Raw genomic sequence first — 19,336 nt, 5'->3', positions numbered from 1 at the left:
CAGGGCAATTGTGCCGAGCGTCGGGGGAGACCCTGAGGGCGGGGGTCGCGGAAATCAGGGTCCGGATAGGGCGGACGACCGATGTCAGGCTGCTATTTCCGGAGCAGAGTGGATGACAGAGCGACCGACATCAACGGAGATGCCGCACCGAAGGGCATCAGCGCCGATGCCCGCACAGTCGCTGAACGAAGACGAAAGGAACCACAATGACCGCCCCTCCCCGCCGTCTCACCCGCTCCACCCACGACAAGTGGGTCGCCGGAGTCTGCGGCGGCCTCGCCGAATACTTCGGCTGGAGCCCCAACGTAGTCCGGCTGCTGTTCGTCCTGTCCTGCCTGCTCCCCGGCCCGCAGTTCGTCGTCTACCTGGTGCTGTGGCTGGTCATCCCGAAAAAGTGACGCTCGCCAATCAATAAGGGGGCTGCGCCGCGCGCTCGCGGATGACAGGATGGGGTAGCCCGCATCTCGCGGGCGCCGCCCGAAGCCTGTTGAGGAGGAGTCATGGTCATTCCTGGAGAATTCTCCGGCTTGGATCTACCCACCATCGACGCCCACACCTCCCTCGACGGCCTAGGCGCCGTCGAACTCAACAACCCCACCCAGGACATCAACGGCGACGGCTACTTCGACAGCGTCACCACGACCGGCGAAGAAGCCATGCAGGTCTGGTCGGATTTCGACAACGACGGCATCGCCGACCACGTCAAAGTGGTGGAAAAAGACGGCGACTACGCCGCCTGGGAATTCCACCAGCATCCGGACGGCACCCAGGAATGGGTGCGCACCGACGAAGGCACCCTCGGCAAGTAATCCCACCCGCAACCTGGCCGGTAGTACCGGCCAGGTTCGCGTGCGTCAGTTCGGCGTGGGCGTGGTGGTCAGTGGCGCGGGCGTGGTGGTGAGCGCGTGCCTGCCCGCGGTCGTTTCCATCTCGAGCTGACCCTCGATCGCGTAGACGCCGCCGGTCATACCGCCGCGGTCCAGTTCCAGGATCGACAACAGCACCTTCTCGGTGGGCACCCGCGCGGGGAAACTATCGGGCGCGATCGCGTTCGCCCGCACCCCGAACTCCTTGAACTCCACCGCCAGGTGGCGCGTCAGATGATTCAGCGCGGCCTTGGACGACCCGTACAGCGCCTGCCCGCCCGGATAGACGCCGGTGCCCGCGAGGCTGGAAACGTTGACGATATTGCGATTGCGAGCTCGGTTCCGGTCCCGATCATGCAGCCAGCTCCGCTGGGCCAACCGGGTCGCCAACCGCAGCGGCACTTCGACATTCGTCCGGAAGTGGTTGTCGAAGTCGTCCAGCGCGGCATCCCCGTCGACCACGCCCTGTGGATGCCACACCATGTGCGCGGCATTGTTGATCAGCAGGTCCACCGTCCCGAACCGCGCCAGCGCCAGATCGACGACCCGCTCCACCTCACCCTTCTCGGCCAGGTCGGCGCGCAGCAGATAAACCTGCGAACGATTCTCCGGCAGTTCGGCTTCCGGATCGAACGGGTCGACGAACCACTCGTACTGGGTGGGCACCCCCGGTATCCGCTCCCGATGCACCGCCACGATGTCGTACTCCGTGTAAAGAGCCTGGCAGAACGCATTGCCGAGCAGCCCACCCGCACCGGTGATCAGCGCGACCCTCCGGTCGCCGAGCACCCGTCCACCATTCGACAATTCCGTCTCCTCCCCAACCAGCGGCAGGTTGATCTTAGGGTGTACACACTGCGGATTCGACTCCAGCAGCGCTGAACTCGCTGGGACGGAGCGTTACCCCGAGCGCTGGGCCAGCGCGGCGAGCAACGCTTCCTTCAGCCGATCCGGGTCCGATCGCAGCAACTCCGTCACCGGGCTGTACACCCGCAACTCGTCGGCCGCCAACATCCGCTCTCGACCTCGCTCATCCGGAATCCACGACTGGAAGTACTGCCGGGCCGCACTCCAATCCCCGCTCTCGATCGCCGCACGCACCAGATCCCGTGACCGCAGCATGAACTTCAACTCGATCGGCAACTCGGGGTTGTCCCACCAGAAATTCGAGAACCCACCGTGGTTTCGGAACTTGGCCACCCAGCTCTCGAACGACGGATTCGGGTAGTGCAGGATGACCGGCCCGATCGCATAATGGTGTTCGCCCACATAGTCGTGAAACTCGTGAATTCCCGCCCGCACCCCGGGTGCGACTCGTACAGCGCTCTTCCCATTGCCGTACGCCATGAAATCGGTACGTCCGTTGACCCGGAACAGAGTGCATTCGGCGAAGCAGTTCTCCGGCTCATGTGTCAGCGGCACCGCTTCATGATTCGCGAACGTGACCTGCCCCACATTTTCCCGGTCCCGCCAGGCGCCATCGCTTTCGTCGTAGAGCAGTTCGTCGGCATCCAGAGCGGCGACCCAGGTGAATCCGTGGTCGAGGGCATACGACACCGCAGTTTGGGTGTTGGCCATTTGCCGCTGCATCACGGCAGACGGCGTGTTGTCGCTGCGGTCGCCTGCGCCGTCCAGCACGAGAACCCGGCCGGCCTGCGCATGCGCTTCGAACAGCGGCCGCTGCGCCGGGTCATCCAAGAAGATCATGATCAGCGCGGCTTGCCGCAGATGAAAATCCAGCCAAAAACTGTAGCCGGGAACGGGATTCAGCATGGTCGCACAGATGAGCAAGCGATCGCGCGCCGCTGGCGCGGGGTTGTCGGACACGGGCAGATGGTAGCCAGGCACGGTCTCTCCGGTCATCAGAGCTCGCATCACGAGGAGGGCGGGAGGGGCATCATGAAGGGTTCGCCGAAGATGTGCAGCCAGAGTTTCTCGCAGAAGTATCCGTGCGGGGCCGGGCCCATCGCCGCCTGCCGCAGGCGCACCATGGCGCGTGTGGGGAGCTTCTCGATCAGGTGCGTGCGCACTCCGAAAATCGCACCGATGCCGTAGCGTCCCACCAAGTGCTGCGCGGCTTGGTCGGCGATGTCCGGGAGTTCGCACATCTCCAAGAAGTGGGCGGAGATGTTGACGCCCTCGGGTAAACGGTGCAACAGCCGGTACTCCCGCCCGATACTTTCGGCGGCGATATCGACCCATTCCAGTGCTTGAAAGGTATTGAGCGCGAACAGTTCCGCACGCGCCCGCAATCCCTGGACGATCGACCGTTCCGGGGTGAGCAGGATCGGTGGTGGAATGTGGCTTTCCTCTTTCCACCACCACGTCAACGGCTGCACGTCGGACCAGCGCTCCGGAGTGGCCAGCAGCTCGAGGAAGTCGGGACTGTGCTCGTGCGGGTCGCCCTGGCTGAACACGGTGAATTCACCTGTGCCCGGACCATATTCGAGCATATGGGTCAGGTAGGTGTCTGATTCGCGACCGGCATTGCGCAGTGTGGTAAAGGTTTCCGCGCGCTCACGCACCTCCGCCGAGATGGTCGCATCTCCCTTGTTGTAGATGTGCACCCGATAGGTGTCGGGCACCCGCAACACCCAGTCGAGGGACTCGTTGTAGCGCGCGATAACCAGATCGTGCACGCCGCTGGTCGACTCCATCGGTCCGCCCCCTTTTCGTCTGCTCGTATCACCCCACGGTGAAGCGCCAGGTGCCGTTGCAGCTGCAATAGAACCCGCCGCGCTTCTCGCCCGCATACTCCCACGCGCCACGCGGGCCGCGGATGTTCCAGTCCCCGTCGGGGGTCTCGATGTGCCGGCCCTGCGCGTCGCCGATCATGGAGTGGCTACTTCCATTGGCCTACATCATCATTCGGCACTGTGGGTAGTTCTATCAGAGCTGCTTTCGAGATCCTCGAGAAATCTCGAACGCGTGCCGTCCGTCACATCTTTGATCACGGGTGCGTGGGCCGGGCCACGGCGACCGTGGCCACGATTGAACCTTCCTCCCACACCCACTAGATTTCGGCGTACGAGTCGGGTGAACTGGTCCGGACTCGAGGGAACCAGAACTCGGTCCGGTGCGTCGAAGAAAGTAGGGCGGTCCTCGGCCGTCAGGCCGACCCCGTCGGGGTCTGAGTCAGGGCAACGGGATGGAGGGGCTTCATGGCGACTAACGACAAGGTCACGGTAGACACGACCAACCTGCAGAAGCTCGGCAGCAATCTCAAGACATCGGCGGCCAACATCGGGGGCAAGACGAACGATGTCAAGGACTGGAAGTTCGGGGCCGCGCAGGCGGGCCGGGCCTACGGAAGCGAGGGCGACAAGGTCGGCGCGGGGCTGAGCCGAGTCGGCACCTGGTTGAAGAACTGGCAGACCGCAATCGACAAAACCGGTTCGAACATCACTACCAGTGCTAGTTCGTATGCGTCCGTTGACGACGCCAACGTCAAGAAGATCACCGCTGCGGGCGTCAACCTGGGGTGACCCACTGTTACTGCTGATGGGTGAGAAGATTTCGACTACTCACGATAGGGGAGGTACCGAATGGCTGTCGTTCCACGCTCTGGATGTGAAATCAATGTTCGCAGTGGCGCATCGGCGGATGAAATATTGAACGATGGAGCGACAGGGCTGCAGTACTTTGAGCATTACATTGCCTGGTACATGACCTGCTATCGCGACCTGGGTATCGGTAAAAATCTGCAACCCACATTCAACACCAACCGCGACATCTATGCTAAATACGATGTCGAGCGGGAGATGGATATCGCGGCGTTGGAGCAAATGGGCACTACCATGGCCAGAGTCGTGACGTCCACGAAAGAAGAGCTGACCAAGCAGGAGACGCAGCGAAACGCATTGTCGTCGGTTTGGCAGGGCACGGCTGCCGACGCTGCGTTGCAGATGCTCAACTCCCAGATCGCCAGGGCTACGGAGGATCAGGAAGACGCTTCCAAGATTTCGTCTCTGTTGTCGACGGCCGCCACTAGTCTGCGCAAGATTGTCACGGAAAAAGCTCAGACGGTAAAGAACTATTGGCATCCGGACAAGCCGGACATTCCCGACGAGAGTGGTCAGGGCCGCGAGGGGATAGAAAAGCTCTGGCGAACGGCGAGGGACGACGCTGATAGCGACGAGGGCAAGAAAGCCAAGGCTTGGCTGCAAGATCCATTTCAGAAGCATGTAGAGAAGACGCTCGCTGACTTCGAAACCCTCTGCAAGGAAACGGAGACCGCCGTTCGCAAGGTCTATGAAGACCTCGCTGCCGGGTTGAATGCGTTGAGCGACGCGGCATATCCGATGCCCGGGGACACCACCTCCCCGGCAAACGCGCCGTCGACGGTCCAGGCGCCGTCGACGGTCCAGACGCCGTCCCCGACCAGCACCAATCCGGGCCCGGGTCCGAGCACGACTCCCTCTGCGGGGGACACGCCCACCTCGAGCCTCGTACCCAGCACGACGCCGACGCCGAGCACTACGACACCGGCGTCCATCGACACCACCGCACTGAGCGGTCTGGCATCCACACTCGCGACAGCGCTCACCACCGCGGTGAGTTCACTTGCCACATTCGCGACAGCGGGCCTGACCGCGCTCGGGACCGCCATCTCCGAGGCCATCGAAGACTTCACCGATGACGACGACAAAGACGACGACGGTAAGGACGACGGCGAGAAGAAGGATGACGGCGAGAAGAAGGACGGCGAGAAGACCAAATCGACCGAATTCGATCTCGCCGGCAAGCATTACAAGCTCGAGGTCGGTGCGGATGGACAGCCGAAGCTGGTCGAGACCGACTCGGAGGGCAAGACGCGCGAGCTCAGTGTGAAGCTGGACTCGAACGGCAATCCGATCATCTCCAGCGAGGAGAAGAAGGAAGAGTCGAAACCGGCCGCCGGCACGCCCGCCGCAGGTACTCCGCCTTCGGGCAATCCGACCGCCGCGGTACCGCCAACGGGCACCAAGAAGGGTGGGCAGGACGGCGAGCACACCCCGAAGACCGTCCCGGGCACCGGCGAGCAACAGCAACAGGCACCGGTCCAAACGGGGGCGGAGCTGTCCGAGGCCGGACCACTCTGATCGAGTGTCGCGAGAGTGATCACGATGAACTATGAGTATGAAATCGAACGTACCGTCGAAGACTATCTGCGCCGGGTTGTGCAGATGCAAGACGAGTACGACGAGATGAAAAAGCAGATGAGCTGGAACAACGGCGTCGAACTGGTGGCGGCGATCGACCGCGTGGAAGCTGAGCGCGAAGAGCAGGCCCGACGCGAGGCGCAGGAGCGGGAGCGGTTGGAAGCCGAAGCCCGTGAGCAGCGTGCAGCGATCGAGCGGGCCGTGGCTATGCGTAACGCCAAGGGTTACGTCCCGCCCAGCGACGATGACGAGTGGGATGATCCGGATTCGCAGTACTACCGCCGCGACAGCTGGCTTGTTTAAGCACGGGGAACACAAAAGAAAATGGTTATGAAGTTAGACAGTGACTGGCGCGACTGGCTGGCCGAGAATGTCGAGCGCGGTTGTACCGTGGAGACGATTGTCGGGTCGATGGTCGGGGCCGGGTTTACCGAGGATGCTGCCAATAGGGCGGTGAAGCGGTTTATGGGGGGTGAGTCCGCGCAACCTGTTGTGCGGGAACCTAATCCGTTTTATGTGTATGACGATTGTCCGGTGCCGAAGAGTAATGTCATCCGTGCGTTCGATCGCGACATCCGGGTTGTGATGCGGGTGCAGCAGCCTCAGGTCATTCTGTTCGCCGATGTGTTGTCGGAGGAAGAGTGCGATCAGATGATCGAGCGGTCGCGGGATCGGCTCAAGCGGTCCACGACCGTCAATGGCACGACCGGTGTCGACGAGGTCATCAGTAATCGGACCAGCGAAGGGGCGGTGTTTCAGCGGGGGGAGGATTCGCTGATCGATCGGATCGATCGGCGGACTTCGGCTTTGATGAACTGGCCGCTGGAGAATGGGGAAGGGCTACAGACTCTGCGGTATCTCCCCGGGGGTGAGTACAAGCCGCATTTCGATTACTTCCCGCCGGAGGATCCTGGTAGCTGGCAGCATGTTTCGATACCGGGGCAGCGGGTTGCGACGTTGATCGTCTACCTCAACGATGTCGAATCCGGTGGTGCGACCGCGTTTCCGGAGGCCGGGTTGTCGGTGACACCGAAAAAGGGTGGGGCGCTGTACTTCCGGTACTGCAACGGCGAGGGACAGTTGGACCCGCTCACCCGGCATTGCGGCGAGATGGTGAATGCCGGGGAGAAGTGGATCATGACGAAGTGGATGCGGCAGCGCGGGTTCTGAGGCGGCGGGGCTACTTGCGCAGCAGGGACGCGATGGTTCCGATGCCGACCTTCGGCTTCTCTTCGTCGCGGGGCGCGTTCGGATCGATGACCTGGGTGTGCGGGATCAGTACGTCCGGGTCGCCGAACGGCTGGTATTTCTTGTCGCCGAGCAGCTTGTAGAGCAGGTAGCCGGTGAGCAGGCCGCGGACGGCGCGGGCGGTCTTGTGTTCGTATTTGCCGACGCCGAGGGCGCCGAGGGCGCGGCGGCCTTCGACGATGCCGTTGTTGGAGGCGCCGTCGAGGGCGCGCAGGATGGCCGGTCCGCCCCAGGCGGCGGTCAGGGGGATCGCGTTGCAGCTGACGGTGTCGATGTCGGACGCGCTGGACAGGATCAGGGCGGGGATGGACAGGTTGGGGGCGAGCGTTTCCGCGGCGGGGGCGGTGGGCGCGGGGGCGATCGCGCACAGCGCGGTGACGGAGCGCTGGGTGGCCGCGATCACGGCGGCGCCGGCGCCCATGCCGTGGCCGGCCAGGGCCAGCCGGTCGGGATGCACGTTCAGCATGCCGTCGCCCAGGCGCACTCCGGTGCAGATGTCCAGGGTGGTGAGCAAGTCGGTCGCCAGGCCGAGGTGTGACGGAATCGGCCCGCGTTCGGTGTCGGGCGCGGCGACCACGAAACCCCAGGACGCCAGGTGTTCCAAGGTCCCGCGGTAGTGCGATACCCCGGTCAGCCAGCCGTGACCGAAGGCGACGCAGGGCAGGTCCTTGCCGGACTCAGGGGTGAACACCACCCCCGGTTGACCCGCGATGGCCAGGTTTCCGCGCAACACTCGGTGCGGTCCCCGGCTGGTCAGGGTGCTCAGTAGCGATTTCACAGACGCCGACACGGCATGAACGTTATCCGATAAGTAGTCTGGTGAGCCATGTGCGGAATCGTTGGCTACGTCGGGTACCGGGACGCGCTCGGTGTTGTCGTTGACGCGTTGCGCCGCATGGAATATCGCGGCTACGACTCCGCGGGTGTGGCGATCCTCAACGGCGCGGGCGCGCTGGCAGTGGAACGGAAGGCGGGGCGGCTCGCGAATTTGGAGGCTGAGCTGGCCGAAGCCGGCGCCGCCGAGTTCGCCGGCAGCACCGGCATGGGGCATACCCGCTGGGCTACGCACGGCGCGCCGACCGACCGCAACGCGCACCCGCACCGGGACGTGACCGGCAAGATCGCGGTCGTGCACAACGGCATCATCGAGAACTTCGTGCCGTTGCGTAAGGAACTGGAAGACGCGGGTGTCGAGCTCACCAGCGACACCGACACCGAGGTCACCGTGCATCTGGTGGCTCGCGCCTACGCCGAAGGCCCGACCAAGGGTGACTTCGAGGCGAGCGCGCTGGCGGTGCTGCAGCGGCTCGAGGGCGCGTTCACGCTGGTCTTCACCCACGCCGACCACCCGGACAAGATCATCGCGGCGCGCCGCAACACCCCGCTGGTCGTCGGTGTCGGCGAGGGCGAGATGTTCATCGGCTCCGATGTCGTCGCGTTCATCGAGCACACTCGGGAGGCCGTCGAACTCGGCCAGGACCAGGCCGTCGTGATCACCGCCGACAGCTACAAGGTCACCGACTTCGCCGGCAACACCGATGTGGAGACCCGTCCCTTCACCATCGACTGGGATCTCGCCGCCGCCGAGAAGGGCGGCCACGACTACTTCATGCTCAAGGAGATCGAGGAGCAGCCCGCCGCCGTCGCGGACACCTTGATCGGGCATTTCGTCATCGACGAGCACGGCGGCCGCATCGTCCTGGACGAACAGCGCCTCGCCGACCAGGAACTCCGCGAGTTCGACAAGGTCTTCGTCGTCGCCTGCGGCAGTTCGTATCACGCGGGCCTGCTGGCGAAGTACGCGATCGAGCACTGGACCCGCCTGCCCGTCGAGGTCGAGCTGGCCAGCGAATTCCGTTACCGTGACCCGGTTCTGGACCGCTCCACCCTGGTCGTCGCGATCTCGCAGTCCGGCGAAACCGCTGACACGCTGGAAGCCGTCCGCCACGCCAAGGAGCAGAAGGCGCGCGTTCTGGCCATCTGCAACACCAACGGCGCGCAGATCCCGCGCGAGGCCGACGCGGTGATCTACACCCGCACCGGCCCGGAGATCGGCGTCGCGTCGACCAAGGCATTCCTCGCTCAGATCGCCGCCAACTACCTCGTCGGCCTGGCCCTCGCGCAAGCCCGCGGCACCAAATACCCGGACGAGGTGGCGCGCGAATTCGCCGAACTCGAGGCGATGCCGACGCTGATCGAGCGGGTCCTGGAGACCGCGCCGCAGGTCCGCGCCATCGCCCGCGAGCTCGCGCGCGTGCCCACAGTGCTGTTCCTCGGTCGCCACGTCGGATACCCGGTCGCGCTCGAAGGCGCGCTGAAGCTCAAGGAACTCGCCTACATGCACGCCGAGGGTTTCGCGGCGGGTGAGCTCAAGCACGGCCCGATCGCCCTGATCGAGGACGGCCTTCCGGTCATCATCGTGATGCCCTCGCCGAAGGGCCGCGCGGTGCTCCACTCCAAGCTGCTGAGCAACATTCGCGAGATCCAGGCGCGCGGCGCCCGGACCATCGTCATCGCCGAGGAAGGCGACGACACGGTGCGGCCCTTCGCCGACGACCTGATCGAAATCCCGTCGGCGCCAACCCTGTTCCAGCCGCTGCTGTCCACGATTCCGCTGCAGGTCTTCGCCGCGGAGATCGCCCAGGCCCGCGGCTACGACGTGGACAAGCCGCGCAACCTGGCGAAATCCGTCACCGTCGAGTGAGAACGGCGCGGGCCGGTCAGCTGACGGTGACCGATCCGCGCATCTGCGGGTGCAGTGAGCACAGGTAGCGGTAGGTGCCCGGCATCGTGAAGGTGTAGCTCCACTCGCCCTGGTTGAAGATCGGGCTGTTGATTCCCATCGCCTTGTCGCCGATGCCCTGGACCGAGTGCGGGACCTTGTCGTCGAACTTCCACTTCACGGTGTCGCCGGCCTTCACGGCCACGGTATCGGGCGAGAATTTCATGTCGCTCACGTCGACGGTGACCGTCGCCGGTTTCGTGTCGGCGGGCGTGGCGGCGGAAGTCGTCGGCGCCGCGGTCGTAGACGTGGCCGACCCCGAGTCGCCGGACCCGCAGCCGGCCAGCAGCATCCCCACTACGGCGAACCCGGTGGCGAACCGGAAGGACTTCACGCGACTGTCGAACGGCATGAATCCGAAGCCTAGTCGGCGGGTTCGCGGCCGCCGTCGCCGAACCGCTGCGGACCCGCGGGAAGCCCGGAATGATCGGACGGTATGACTGCGCGATTCGAGTACCAGGTCGTCGAGATCCGAGAAGGCCTGATCGGGGGAAAACTCTCTGGTTCGAAGCTGGAGAAGATCCTGAACGACCATGCTGGGAAGGGCTGGCAACTCAAGACGATCACCGCGGCGGAGGTGAAGGGCCGCGTCGGTCCCGGCGGGGTCGAAGGCCTGCTCATCACTTTCGAGCGCCCGATCGGCTGACGGTCGGCAGCAGCCGCCACCTCGCGGGACCTTCGGGTGACCGGCGGTAGGGTCGGAGCGATGAGCCTGGCCACGGAGCCGATCGACGTTGTGGAGGCGAGCGCGTATGTCCGAGGATTCGAACGCGGCTGAGCGGCGGGGCTATTTCACCGCCGACGAGGTGCGTGCGGCGGAGGCGGAACTGTTCACCCGGGTGCCCGACGGGGTGCCCATGCAGCGGGCGGCGCACGGACTCGCGACTGTCGTGGTGCGGGAATTGCAAGCCCGGACCGGTGGTGTCGCCGGGCGCTCGGTGACCTTGCTGGTGGGATCCGGGGACAACGGTGGCGACGCGCTGTGGGCCGGATCGATGCTGCGGCGGCGAGGTGTCGCCGTGTCGGCGGTGCTGTTGAATCCGGAGCGGGCGCACGCGAAAGGGCTGGCCGCACTGAGGAAAACCGGCGGTCGTCTCCGGGACGACGTCGGCGCGGCGCACCTGGTGATCGATGGCATCGTGGGTATCTCCGGCCGCGGCCCGCTGCGGCCCGCCGCCGCTGAACTCGTTGCGGGCATTGATGTTCCGATCATCGCCGCGGACCTGCCCAGCGGTGTCGATCCGGATACCGGTGCGGTGGCGGGCGCGGCGGTTCGGGCCGACGTCACCGTCGCGTTCGGCGCGCGCAAACCGGTGCACGCCCTCGCCGCGTCGTGGTGTGGGCGAATCGAGTTGGTGCCGATCGGATTACGGCTTCCGGAGCCCGGATTGGCGGCTCTGGAACCGGCGGCGATCGGCGCGAACTGGCCGGTGCCGCACGCGACCGATGATAAGTACACACAGGGCGTCACGGGTGTCTGCGCGGGCAGCGCGACGTACCCCGGCGCGGCCGTCCTGTGCACCGGCGCGGCGGTGGCCGCCACGTCCGGCATGGTGCGCTACACCGGGACCGGCGCGGCCGAGGTGCTCGCCCACTCCCCGGAAGTCATTGCCAGCCAGACCATCTCATCGACCGGCCGGGTCCAGGCCTGGGTGTTCGGCCCTGGCGCGGGCACCGATTCCGACGCGCACAAACGCCTCACCGAAATCCTCGCCACCGACCTCCCCGTCGTCGTCGACGCCGACGGCCTCACCATGCTGGCCGCCGACCCCGACCTGGTCCGCGCCCGCCGGGCCCCCACCGTCCTGACCCCGCACGCCGGCGAGTTCGCTCGCCTGACCGGCCGAGAACTGGGCCCCGACCGCGTCGCCGCCGTCCGCGAACTCGCCGAATCCTGGGACCTGACAGTGCTTCTCAAGGGCCGATCCACCCTGATCGCCACCCCCGGCCGCCCGGTTCTGGTCAACGAGGCGGGCGGATCCTGGGCCGCCACCGCAGGCTCCGGCGACGTCCTCTCCGGCGTCATCGGCGCGCTGCTCGCGGCAGGCCAGGACCCGCAGTGGGCGGCCGCCGCCGCGGCACGCGCCCACGCCCTCGCCGCCAATCTGGCTGCCTACGAAGCGGAATCGACCGCGGCTCCGATCTCCGCGAGCCCTCTCCTGGCCCACCTTCGGTCCGCAATCCGAACGCTACGCGCCTCGAGCGCCTCGAATCCTTAGACGCTGCGAAAGCTGACGGTCGCGCTCGCCGGACTGGGACGTCGCCGTGCGTTCCAGTCCGCCGCGCGGTGTCGGAATGCGGATCAGCCGGCGGAGCCGGATCGAGCCGGCGGCGGATCGTTGTCGACTACCGCATTGACGTACTCGACCCACTTGGGTTCCTGCGGGATCAGCTTTCCCGGAACCCATTTCGGCGGCACGTGTACGTGCTTGCCATCACGGATTTCGGGCGGCTGATGTTCCCAGCTGCCATGGTCCATCTTCGCCGTGCAGGTGAAGTTCATCAGCTCGGTGGTGCGCCGGCCGATGTACCGAGTCTGGGTGGAAATCCCGTTCCAGCAGGTGACTTCGGCGTCGACGCGGTACACGTCGTCGGTGTCGTTGCGGCAGGCGTGGACCTCGCACCGGACTCCAGGAGCCAGTTCCTTGGCTGACGCGGTGGGCGCGAGCGCGGTGATGCCGAGTGCGGCGACGCCGAGGGCGAATGTGAGACGCAGACCCATGTGCTGATGACTCCTCTTGTCGGCCCCGACCTGAAAGCCACGCTACCGACAATTCGGACACCCACCATGTGACCTGCGCCATCCGACGGAGGGTGGCGTGGGCGCGGAGGCGGGGATGGCAGGATCGGTCACTGTGAATGCGCAAGTGGAGACGGTCGTCGATCTGGATGCCATTGCCCACAACGTGCGGATCCTGCGTCAACACGCGGGCGACGCGGCGGTGATGGCAGTGGTGAAGGCCGACGGTTACAACCACGGCGCGGTCGAGGTCGGCCGGGCCGCGCTGGCGGCCGGGGCGGCCGAGTTGGGGGTGACCACGGTCGGCGAGGCGCTGGCGTTGCGGCAGGCCGGAATCACCGCGCCGATCCTGTGCTGGCTCAACAACTCCGACGCCGATTTCGCCGCGGCCGTCGCGGCTGACATCGAGATCGGGGTGTCCTCGCTGCGGCATCTGCGCGCCGTCGAGCAAGCCGCCCGCACGCTGGGGCGGCAGGCGATCGTCACGCTCAAGGTCGACACCGGGCTGAACCGCAACGGCATCGCCCCCGCCGAATATCCCCAGGTCCTCACGGCCCTGCGGACCCTGGTGCAGGATCAGGTGGTGCGCCTGCGTGCGATCTTCTCCCACCTCGCGCACGCGGACGAACCCGAACACCCCTTCATCGACGTGCAGCGCGATCGTTTCCTGGAAGCCATCGCCACCGCGAAATCACACGGCCTGGAACCGGAATTGGTGCACCTGGCCAACTCCGCCGCCACCCTCACCCGCCCGGACCTGGCCTTCGACCTGGTCCGGCCGGGCATCGCCATGTATGGCCTCAGCCCCGTTCCCGACGATTTCGGCCTGCGTCCCGCCATGACGCTGCAAGCCCGGGTGGCCCTGGTGAAACCGGTCGCCGCGGGGGAGGGCGTGTCTTACGGCCACCAGTGGACTGCCCCGCACGACACCACCGTCGCGCTCATTCCCGCCGGTTACGCCGACGGCGTCTTCCGGCCGTTGAGCGATCGATTCGAGGTCGTCCTCGGCGGCGCCCGCCGCCGCAACGTCGGTCGCGTGTGCATGGACCAGTTCGTCGTCGATCTCGGCGACAACGAAACCGGCGTCACCGAGGGCGACACCGCTGTCCTCTTCGGCCCGGACGGCCCGCACCCGCAGGAGTGGGCCGACCTGCTCGGCACCATCCACTACGAAATCGTCTGCGCGCCGAAGGGGCGGGTGCTCCGCCGGCACATCGGAGCGGTGTGACCCCCGACATTGTCTCGGCCCACCGCGTGTGTTCGACTCGGAAGATAGTCAGGCATGGTCTGAGAGGTTCCCGATGAGGCGACGTACCAATCGCAGCACCGTCATGCGGGGTGGGATGGCGACGGCGGGGGTGGTCGGCGCGCTGGCCGGCGCACACGCGTTGCGGCGCCTCGGCGCTCGCGTGCTCTGGCCCGCCCGGCGCGACGAATACCGCGACGAGGACTTCACCCTGTTCGACCGGGACCGCGCGGGCACGGTGCTGACCGACGACGAGGTCCGCCTGGCCACTCGCACCTGCGGCCCCGACAACGCCCCGGTCACCGTGATTTTCGTGCACGGCTTCTGTAACAGCATGGAGTCCTTCCACTTTCAGCGCCGCGATCTCGAAAAGCGCTGGGGCGCAAGTGTCCGCCTGGTGTTCTTCGACCTGCGCGGCCACGGGCACTCCGGCGCGCCGAGCACCGAGAGCTGCACGGTCGCCCAGCTCGGCCGCGATGTCGCCGCCGTACTCGAGGCCACCACTCCGACCGGACCCGTTGTGCTGGTGGGTCATTCGCTCGGCGGCATGGCCGTCCTGGCTGCGGCCGCGCAGTTCCCGCGGCTGTTCGCCAGTCGCGTGATCGGCGTCGGACTGCTGTCCACCGCGGCGGCCGAGGTCACCTCCGCCGGGATCACCCAGTTGTTGCGCAACCCCGCCATCGACGGCTTCCGCCTGGCCGTGCACACCGCGCCCACACTGGTGCAGGCGGGCCGCAGCATCGTCCGCCAGGTCATCACGCCGATCCTGCACGTGAGCTCCTACCGCGGCCCGGTCAGTCCCACCCTGTCCCGCTTCACCACGCTGATGATCGATCGCACCCCGATCGAGACCGTCGTCAAGTTCCTGAAAGTCTTCGAGCTGCACGACGAATCGGCCGCGCTCCCGGCCCTGGCCGATCTGCCGGTCCTGATCGTCACCGGCCTGCACGACCTGGTGATCCCGTTCCGCAACTCCCGCGCGCTGCACCGCGACCTGCCCGGCAGCGAACTCATCCTGCTCCGCGAGGCCGCCCACATGCCGCACCTGCAATTCCCGGACATCGTCAACGAGGCCCTGCACCACCTGATGATCCGGGCCGGCGCGCTGACGCCGGATCGCGCGGCCGCGCCGCAGCCGATCGGAAGCTGAAGATTCACTTGACCTTTCGCGGGTATTCGCCTCCTACGAAAGGAGGCTCGAATGCCTTTCACATTCCGCAAGAGCTTCAAGATCTTCCCCGGCGTGCGCCTCAACATCAATCGCCGCTCCCTGTCGATCACCACCGGGGGCCGCGGCGGCCCGCGGCACACCACCAGCACCTCCGGTCGCGAAACCACCTCGATGGATCTGCCGGGTCCCTTCGGCTGGCGGCGGACCCGCACCCGTCGCCGCAGGCGCTGACGCGCGGCGCCGCCCCGGTAGGCTCCGATCGACGAAATACTCGGAGATCGGAGGTCGGCGGTGGTGCAGCAGACGCGGGTGCTTCCCGCGGTTGCCGATACCGAGGCGCTCGGGCGGGAATTGGCCGAGGAGCTCAAGGCCGGTGATCTGGTCGTGCTCGACGGGCCGCTCGGCGCGGGCAAGACCGCGCTGACGCGCGGGATCGCGGCGGGGCTCGGCGTGCAGGGCCGGGTCAGTTCCCCGACCTTCATCATCGCCCGGCAGCATCGAGCGGGGGAGCGCGGCGTGCCGATGGTGCACGTCGACGCCTACCGGCTCGGCGGCGATCTCGACGAGCTCGACGCCCTCGATCTCGACACCGATCTGCATCACGCGGTCGTCGTGGTCGAGTGGGGGCTCGGGGTCGTCGAGCACCTGGCCGACCGGCATCTGCGGGTCCAGCTTTCCCGCGAGCCCGAATCCGATGTCCGCACGGCCGTCTGGGCCTGGGTCGCGGCCCGATCCTGATCGCCGGGCCAGGTCGGAAAGCGTGTGCCAGCACACCCTGACCACCAGTAGTGACCTGCGTCAATGTGATTGGGCCGGGACCGGGACACGCGTCATCCGCCGAGCAGGTAGCACCGCACCGCGGTGAGGTACCACCCGGTATCGTTGGGCCAATCATGCTTGTACTAGCTGTCGACACCGCGACACCTGCCGTTACGGCGGGACTGGTGGAACTGGAGCGGGCCGCCACCGGAGCGGTGGAGCTGCGCACGGTCGCCTCGCGTGTCCGGGTGGACCCCCGGGCGCACGCGGAGGTGCTGACCCCGCAGATCCTCGAATGCCTCACCGAGGCAGGCCGTTCCAGGGCCGATATCGCCGCGGTCGTCGCCGGTATCGGCCCGGGGCCGTTCACCGGGCTTCGGGTCGGCATGGCCACCGCCGCCGCCTTCGGCGACGCGCTCGGCGTCCCGGTGTACGGCGTGTGCAGTCTGGACGCGATCGCCGCCGACGCCGCGCCCGACCTCAACCCCGGCCGGGAACTGCTCGTCGTCACCGACGCGCGCCGCCGCGAGGTGTACTGGGCTCGCTACCGTGACGGCGCCCGGGTGGCCGGCCCGGGCGTGATCAAGCCCGGCGAGCTGGAGACCGGCGAGGCCACGGCCATCGCCGGATCGGCCTCGCACGTCGACTTTTTCGACCTGGCCGTGCTGCCGGTGGAGACGCCCTCGCCCGCCGGCCTGGTCGCCGCCGCGGCCGCGGCGGTGCTCGCCCGCGCCGTGCCCGAGCCGCTGGTGCCGCTGTACCTGCGCCGCCCGGACGCGGTCGAGAACAGCTTCCGGACGCTCCCTCGACCGGAGGTCCAAAGCGCCGGGGGCGTGGGGGCATCCCCCAGCGGATCGCGGACGGGAGCATAGGCCGGTGAACCAGGGCACCCGTCCCGGGCACATCCGTATCGAGCCGATGACCGACCAGGACATCGAGCGCTGCGTCGAACTCGAGCAACTGCTGTTCCCGGAGGACGATCCGTGGCCGGCGGTCGCGTTCCGCTCGGAGCTCGCCGCCGAACACAACCTCTACCTCACCGCCCGGGACGAGGACGGCCGCATGGTCGGCTACGCCGGCGTCGCGCTGCTGGGTGACGCCGAGCATCCCGAGGCCGAGGTGCACACCATCGGCGTCGATCCGGTCTGTCACCGCGGCGGGGTCGGCACCCTGCTGCTGGAGGCGTTGCTCGCGGCGGCGGGCAAGCGCGGCGGCCCGGTGTTCCTCGAGGTGCGCACCGACAACGAACCCGCCATCGCGATGTACGCCAAGCACGGCTTCCACATCATCGGATTGCGGAAGAACTACTACCACCCCAGCGGCGCCGACGCGTACACCATGCGCCGTCCCGAATTGTCGGCGCTGCCGCTCCCGGACGAGGTGCTGTCATGATCGTGATGGGCGTCGAAAGCTCGTGCGACGAAACCGGAGTCGGCATCGTGCGCTGGCACGAGGACGGCACCTGTGAACTGCTCGCCGACGAGGTCGCCTCCAGCGTCGACCAGCACGCCCGGTTCGGCGGCGTGGTCCCGGAGATCGCGTCGCGCGCGCATCTGGAAGCCATCGTCCCGGCCATGCGCCGGGCGCTGGCGGTGGCGGGTATCGCCAAGCCGGACGCGCTCGCCGTCACCATCGGCCCCGGCCTGGCCGGTGCGCTGCTGGTCGGAGTCGCGGCCGCGAAAGCCTATGCCGCGGCCTGGGACATCCCGTTCTACGCGCTGAACCACCTCGGTGGCCACGTCGCGGTGGACACCCTGGAGCACGGTCCGATGCCGCCGTGCGTGGCACTGCTGGTCTCCGGCGGCCACACCCATCTGCTGCACGTCGACGACTTGGCCGCGCCCATCCTCGAACTCGGCAGCACCGTCGACGACGCGGCGGGCGAGGCCTTCGACAAGGTCGCCCGCCTGCTCGGCCTCGGCTATCCCGGCGGTCCCGCGCTGGACGCGGCCGCCCAGACCGGCGACCCGAAAGCCATCGCTTTCCCGCGCGGCATGACCGGTCCGCGCGACCCGCGCTACGACTTCTCCTTCTCCGGCCTCAAGACCGCCGTCGCCCGGCACGTCGAAGCGGCGCAGCGCCAAGGCATTACGCCGGACCAGCTGCCGATCCCCGACATCGCGGCCTCGTTCCAGGAATCGGTCGCCGACGTGCTGACCATGAAGGCGGTGCGGGCCGCGCAGGACATCGGCGTCGACACCCTGGTGCTCGGCGGCGGCGCGACCGCCAACTCCCGCATCCGTTCGCTGGCCGAAGAACGCTGCGCCGCGGCCGGTCTGACGCTGCGCGTGCCCAAGCCGCGCCTGTGCACCGACAACGGTGTGATGATCGCGGCGCTGGGCGCGCACGTCATCGCGGGTGGCGCGGGCCCGTCCCCGCTCACGGTCGCCACCGACCCGGGCCTGCCGGTGTCGGTCAGCCGCGTCGTCTGATCGAGGCCGATCCACCCGGTTTGGCCGCCACGAGAGTGGATATGGCGACCAACATGAGCCTCGACACCCGAGCGACCCACAAGCCGCGCCACCGCAGCATCGACGTGGACGGGCTGGAGATCTTCTACCGGGAGGCCGGCACCGCGGACAAACCGTGTGTGCTGCTATTACACGGGTTCCCGAGTTCCTCGTACAGCTTCCGGGACGTGCTCTCGCCGCTGGCCGAGGTGAGCCGGGTCATCGCCCCCGACCTACCGGGATCCGGTTTCTCCGGCGCGCCTCCGGTCGATAAATACGAGTACACCTTCGCCAACCAGGCCGACACCATCGAGCGCTTCCTCGAGCTGATCGGTGTCGGCGAATTCTTCGTCTACCTCCACGATTTCGGCGCTCCGGTGGGCTACTACCTCGCGACCCGCAGCCCCGAACGGATCCTGGGCCTGATCGTCCAGAACGGCAACGCCCACGACGACGGCATGGACAGTCAGTGGGACAGCTCCCGCGCCTACTGGGCCGATCCCTCGGAAGCCAACCGCGCCGCGTTGCCGGACTGGATGAACTTCGAGAGCACCCGGTACCAGTACCTGGGCGGGCTACCCGACCGCGTCCGGGACCTGCCGCCGCCGGAGGGCTGGCATCTGGACTGGGAGCAGCTGTCGCGGCCGGGCAGCATCGAAGCCCAGTTCCAGCTGTACACCTCCTACGGCGCCCATGCCGCCCGGTTCGGCGAGCTGGCCGACTACCACCGCACCCATCAGCCGCCGTGCCTGGTGCTGTGGGGCCGGCACGACCCGTTCTACAACATCGCCGAAATCATGGCCTACGCCCGCGTCATGGACCGGCTGGAGATGCATGTCTACGACGGTGGTCACTTCCTACTGGAAACGCACGCGGCCGAGTGCGCCGCGGCGATGGCGGCTTTCGTCACGGAGGTCACCGCCGAGCGCTGAA

24 protein-coding genes are annotated in these 19,336 nt (G+C 67.0%); 17 read left to right on the top strand and 7 right to left on the bottom strand.

The genetic code is table 11. The features are described from left to right. Positions 1-206 precede the first annotated feature (206 nt). Both AB0M14_RS01265 and AB0M14_RS01260 read left to right on the top strand, forming a co-directional pair. The gene (locus tag AB0M14_RS01265) at positions 207-398 is read left to right on the top strand and encodes a PspC domain-containing protein (protein ID WP_364986946.1); all 192 of its coding nucleotides are present in this window, start codon (positions 207-209) and stop codon (positions 396-398) included. A 102-nt stretch (positions 399-500) separates the two neighbouring features. Next, the gene (locus AB0M14_RS01260; RefSeq protein ID WP_364986942.1) at positions 501-809 is read left to right on the top strand and encodes a DUF6802 family protein; all 309 of its coding nucleotides are present in this window, start codon (positions 501-503) and stop codon (positions 807-809) included. Positions 810-854: 45 nt separating this feature from the next. Here the strand turns inward: AB0M14_RS01260 and AB0M14_RS01255 are convergent, their stop codons facing one another. From AB0M14_RS01255 to AB0M14_RS01240, 4 genes are all read right to left on the bottom strand, one after another. Further along, positions 855-1,673 (bottom strand): SDR family NAD(P)-dependent oxidoreductase, encoded by an 819-nt coding sequence (locus tag AB0M14_RS01255; protein WP_364986938.1) that lies wholly within the window; start codon positions 1,671-1,673, stop codon positions 855-857. A 93-nt stretch (positions 1,674-1,766) separates the two neighbouring features. Then, positions 1,767-2,729 (bottom strand): hypothetical protein, encoded by a 963-nt coding sequence (locus AB0M14_RS01250; protein ID WP_364986935.1) that lies wholly within the window; start codon positions 2,727-2,729, stop codon positions 1,767-1,769. 11 nt (positions 2,730-2,740) lie between these two features. After that, the gene (locus AB0M14_RS01245) at positions 2,741-3,523 is read right to left on the bottom strand and encodes a hypothetical protein (RefSeq protein WP_364986932.1); all 783 of its coding nucleotides are present in this window, start codon (positions 3,521-3,523) and stop codon (positions 2,741-2,743) included. A 28-nt stretch (positions 3,524-3,551) separates the two neighbouring features. Beyond that, entirely contained in the window at positions 3,552-3,701 is a 150-nt protein-coding gene (locus AB0M14_RS01240) for a hypothetical protein (protein ID WP_364986929.1), read from the bottom strand. Positions 3,702-4,027: 326 nt separating this feature from the next. Here AB0M14_RS01240 and AB0M14_RS01235 point away from each other — a divergent pair, with 326 nt between their 5' ends. From AB0M14_RS01235 to AB0M14_RS01220, 4 genes are read left to right on the top strand one after another with little or no spacing between them, the layout of a single operon-like run. Next, positions 4,028-4,351, top strand: a complete 324-nt coding sequence (locus tag AB0M14_RS01235; RefSeq protein ID WP_364986927.1) for a type VII secretion target — start codon at positions 4,028-4,030, stop codon at positions 4,349-4,351. Positions 4,352-4,411: 60 nt separating this feature from the next. Then, complete coding sequence (locus AB0M14_RS01230) at positions 4,412-5,947, top strand: hypothetical protein (RefSeq protein ID WP_364986924.1); 1,536 nt, start codon at positions 4,412-4,414, stop codon at positions 5,945-5,947. A gap of 24 nt (positions 5,948-5,971) precedes the next feature. Next, positions 5,972-6,310 carry a hypothetical protein gene (locus AB0M14_RS01225; RefSeq protein WP_364986921.1) on the top strand — a complete coding sequence of 113 codons (339 nt, stop codon included), beginning with the start codon at positions 5,972-5,974 and terminating at the stop codon, positions 6,308-6,310. A gap of 27 nt (positions 6,311-6,337) precedes the next feature. Next, positions 6,338-7,177, top strand: coding sequence for a 2OG-Fe(II) oxygenase (locus AB0M14_RS01220; protein ID WP_364986917.1), 840 nt, complete (start codon positions 6,338-6,340; stop codon positions 7,175-7,177). A gap of 10 nt (positions 7,178-7,187) precedes the next feature. Here AB0M14_RS01220 and AB0M14_RS01215 read toward each other — a convergent pair whose 3' ends face one another. Beyond that, positions 7,188-8,045 (bottom strand): hypothetical protein, encoded by an 858-nt coding sequence (locus AB0M14_RS01215; protein WP_364986913.1) that lies wholly within the window; start codon positions 8,043-8,045, stop codon positions 7,188-7,190. A gap of 36 nt (positions 8,046-8,081) precedes the next feature. On the opposite strand from AB0M14_RS01215, the gene glmS reads away from it, so the two are divergent. Then, entirely contained in the window at positions 8,082-9,959 is a 1,878-nt protein-coding gene (gene glmS, locus AB0M14_RS01210; protein WP_364986910.1) for a glutamine--fructose-6-phosphate transaminase (isomerizing), read from the top strand. Positions 9,960-9,975: 16 nt separating this feature from the next. On the opposite strand, the gene AB0M14_RS01205 is transcribed toward glmS, so the two are convergent. Continuing rightward, positions 9,976-10,389, bottom strand: a complete 414-nt coding sequence (locus AB0M14_RS01205; protein ID WP_364986907.1) for a cupredoxin family copper-binding protein — start codon at positions 10,387-10,389, stop codon at positions 9,976-9,978. A gap of 84 nt (positions 10,390-10,473) precedes the next feature. Between AB0M14_RS01205 and AB0M14_RS01200 the strand changes: the two genes are divergently transcribed. Together AB0M14_RS01200 and AB0M14_RS01195 are read left to right on the top strand one after the other, a co-directional pair. Beyond that, entirely contained in the window at positions 10,474-10,683 is a 210-nt protein-coding gene (locus AB0M14_RS01200; protein WP_364986904.1) for a DUF4177 domain-containing protein, read from the top strand. 106 nt (positions 10,684-10,789) lie between these two features. Continuing rightward, on the top strand, positions 10,790-12,256 hold the full coding sequence (locus AB0M14_RS01195; RefSeq protein WP_364986900.1) for an NAD(P)H-hydrate dehydratase: 1,467 nt from the start codon (positions 10,790-10,792) through the stop codon (positions 12,254-12,256). Positions 12,257-12,339: 83 nt separating this feature from the next. Here the strand turns inward: AB0M14_RS01195 and AB0M14_RS01190 are convergent, their stop codons facing one another. Then, positions 12,340-12,759: a hypothetical protein gene (locus AB0M14_RS01190; RefSeq protein ID WP_364986897.1), complete on the bottom strand. Its 420-nt coding sequence runs from the start codon at positions 12,757-12,759 to the stop codon at positions 12,340-12,342. Between the two features lie 115 nt (positions 12,760-12,874). On the opposite strand from AB0M14_RS01190, the gene alr reads away from it, so the two are divergent. The 8 genes from alr (at position 12,875) to AB0M14_RS01150 (ending at position 19,335) form a co-directional block, all read left to right on the top strand. Then, positions 12,875-14,005 (top strand): alanine racemase, encoded by a 1,131-nt coding sequence (gene alr, locus AB0M14_RS01185; protein WP_364986894.1) that lies wholly within the window; start codon positions 12,875-12,877, stop codon positions 14,003-14,005. A gap of 73 nt (positions 14,006-14,078) precedes the next feature. Continuing rightward, positions 14,079-15,173 (top strand): alpha/beta hydrolase, encoded by a 1,095-nt coding sequence (locus AB0M14_RS01180; RefSeq protein ID WP_364986890.1) that lies wholly within the window; start codon positions 14,079-14,081, stop codon positions 15,171-15,173. A gap of 51 nt (positions 15,174-15,224) precedes the next feature. Beyond that, the gene (locus AB0M14_RS01175; RefSeq protein ID WP_364986887.1) at positions 15,225-15,425 is read left to right on the top strand and encodes a DUF4236 domain-containing protein; all 201 of its coding nucleotides are present in this window, start codon (positions 15,225-15,227) and stop codon (positions 15,423-15,425) included. A gap of 63 nt (positions 15,426-15,488) precedes the next feature. Continuing rightward, positions 15,489-15,932, top strand: coding sequence for a tRNA (adenosine(37)-N6)-threonylcarbamoyltransferase complex ATPase subunit type 1 TsaE (tsaE, locus tag AB0M14_RS01170; protein ID WP_364991199.1), 444 nt, complete (start codon positions 15,489-15,491; stop codon positions 15,930-15,932). A 155-nt stretch (positions 15,933-16,087) separates the two neighbouring features. Next, positions 16,088-16,825 carry a tRNA (adenosine(37)-N6)-threonylcarbamoyltransferase complex dimerization subunit type 1 TsaB gene (gene tsaB / locus AB0M14_RS01165; protein ID WP_364986884.1) on the top strand — a complete coding sequence of 246 codons (738 nt, stop codon included), beginning with the start codon at positions 16,088-16,090 and terminating at the stop codon, positions 16,823-16,825. A 46-nt stretch (positions 16,826-16,871) separates the two neighbouring features. Next, complete coding sequence (gene rimI / locus AB0M14_RS01160) at positions 16,872-17,345, top strand: ribosomal protein S18-alanine N-acetyltransferase (RefSeq protein WP_364991197.1); 474 nt, start codon at positions 16,872-16,874, stop codon at positions 17,343-17,345. After that, positions 17,342-18,385: a tRNA (adenosine(37)-N6)-threonylcarbamoyltransferase complex transferase subunit TsaD gene (gene tsaD / locus AB0M14_RS01155; protein ID WP_364986881.1), complete on the top strand. Its 1,044-nt coding sequence runs from the start codon at positions 17,342-17,344 to the stop codon at positions 18,383-18,385. Before rimI ends, tsaD begins: the two co-directional genes overlap by 4 nt. A 41-nt stretch (positions 18,386-18,426) precedes the next feature. Next, a complete protein-coding gene (locus AB0M14_RS01150; RefSeq protein WP_364986877.1) occupies positions 18,427-19,335 on the top strand; it encodes an alpha/beta hydrolase in 909 nt (302 codons plus the stop codon). Position 19,336: the final 1 nt, after the last annotated feature.

Source organism: Nocardia sp. NPDC051832 (genome assembly GCF_040681285.1).
Lineage (GTDB): Bacteria > Actinomycetota > Actinomycetes > Mycobacteriales > Mycobacteriaceae > Nocardia.
This window is presented reverse-complemented; position numbering and strand designations above follow the sequence as displayed.

Bases quoted from the DNA above. Each gene is read 5' to 3' on its own strand.
- AB0M14_RS01180 (WP_364986890.1), top strand. From the start codon at position 14,079: ATGAGGCGACGTACCAATCGCAGCACCGTCATGCGGGGTGGGATGGCG.
- AB0M14_RS01195 (WP_364986900.1), top strand. From the start codon at position 10,790: ATGTCCGAGGATTCGAACGCGGCTGAGCGGCGGGGCTATTTCACCGCC.
- AB0M14_RS01260 (WP_364986942.1), top strand. From the start codon at position 501: ATGGTCATTCCTGGAGAATTCTCCGGCTTGGATCTACCCACCATCGAC.
- glmS (WP_364986910.1), top strand. From the start codon at position 8,082: ATGTGCGGAATCGTTGGCTACGTCGGGTACCGGGACGCGCTCGGTGTT.
- AB0M14_RS01225 (WP_364986921.1), top strand. From the start codon at position 5,972: ATGAACTATGAGTATGAAATCGAACGTACCGTCGAAGACTATCTGCGC.
- alr (WP_364986894.1), top strand. From the start codon at position 12,875: ATGGCAGGATCGGTCACTGTGAATGCGCAAGTGGAGACGGTCGTCGAT.
- AB0M14_RS01220 (WP_364986917.1), top strand. From the start codon at position 6,338: ATGAAGTTAGACAGTGACTGGCGCGACTGGCTGGCCGAGAATGTCGAG.
- AB0M14_RS01250 (WP_364986935.1), bottom strand. From the start codon at position 2,729: ATGACCGGAGAGACCGTGCCTGGCTACCATCTGCCCGTGTCCGACAAC.
- AB0M14_RS01240 (WP_364986929.1), bottom strand. From the start codon at position 3,701: ATGATCGGCGACGCGCAGGGCCGGCACATCGAGACCCCCGACGGGGAC.
- tsaD (WP_364986881.1), top strand. From the start codon at position 17,342: ATGATCGTGATGGGCGTCGAAAGCTCGTGCGACGAAACCGGAGTCGGC.
- AB0M14_RS01245 (WP_364986932.1), bottom strand. From the start codon at position 3,523: ATGGAGTCGACCAGCGGCGTGCACGATCTGGTTATCGCGCGCTACAAC.
- AB0M14_RS01200 (WP_364986904.1), top strand. From the start codon at position 10,474: ATGACTGCGCGATTCGAGTACCAGGTCGTCGAGATCCGAGAAGGCCTG.
- AB0M14_RS01150 (WP_364986877.1), top strand. From the start codon at position 18,427: ATGGCGACCAACATGAGCCTCGACACCCGAGCGACCCACAAGCCGCGC.
- AB0M14_RS01235 (WP_364986927.1), top strand. From the start codon at position 4,028: ATGGCGACTAACGACAAGGTCACGGTAGACACGACCAACCTGCAGAAG.
- rimI (WP_364991197.1), top strand. From the start codon at position 16,872: ATGACCGACCAGGACATCGAGCGCTGCGTCGAACTCGAGCAACTGCTG.
- tsaB (WP_364986884.1), top strand. From the start codon at position 16,088: ATGCTTGTACTAGCTGTCGACACCGCGACACCTGCCGTTACGGCGGGA.
- AB0M14_RS01265 (WP_364986946.1), top strand. From the start codon at position 207: ATGACCGCCCCTCCCCGCCGTCTCACCCGCTCCACCCACGACAAGTGG.
- AB0M14_RS01230 (WP_364986924.1), top strand. From the start codon at position 4,412: ATGGCTGTCGTTCCACGCTCTGGATGTGAAATCAATGTTCGCAGTGGC.
- AB0M14_RS01205 (WP_364986907.1), bottom strand. From the start codon at position 10,389: ATGCCGTTCGACAGTCGCGTGAAGTCCTTCCGGTTCGCCACCGGGTTC.
- AB0M14_RS01190 (WP_364986897.1), bottom strand. From the start codon at position 12,759: ATGGGTCTGCGTCTCACATTCGCCCTCGGCGTCGCCGCACTCGGCATC.
- AB0M14_RS01175 (WP_364986887.1), top strand. From the start codon at position 15,225: ATGCCTTTCACATTCCGCAAGAGCTTCAAGATCTTCCCCGGCGTGCGC.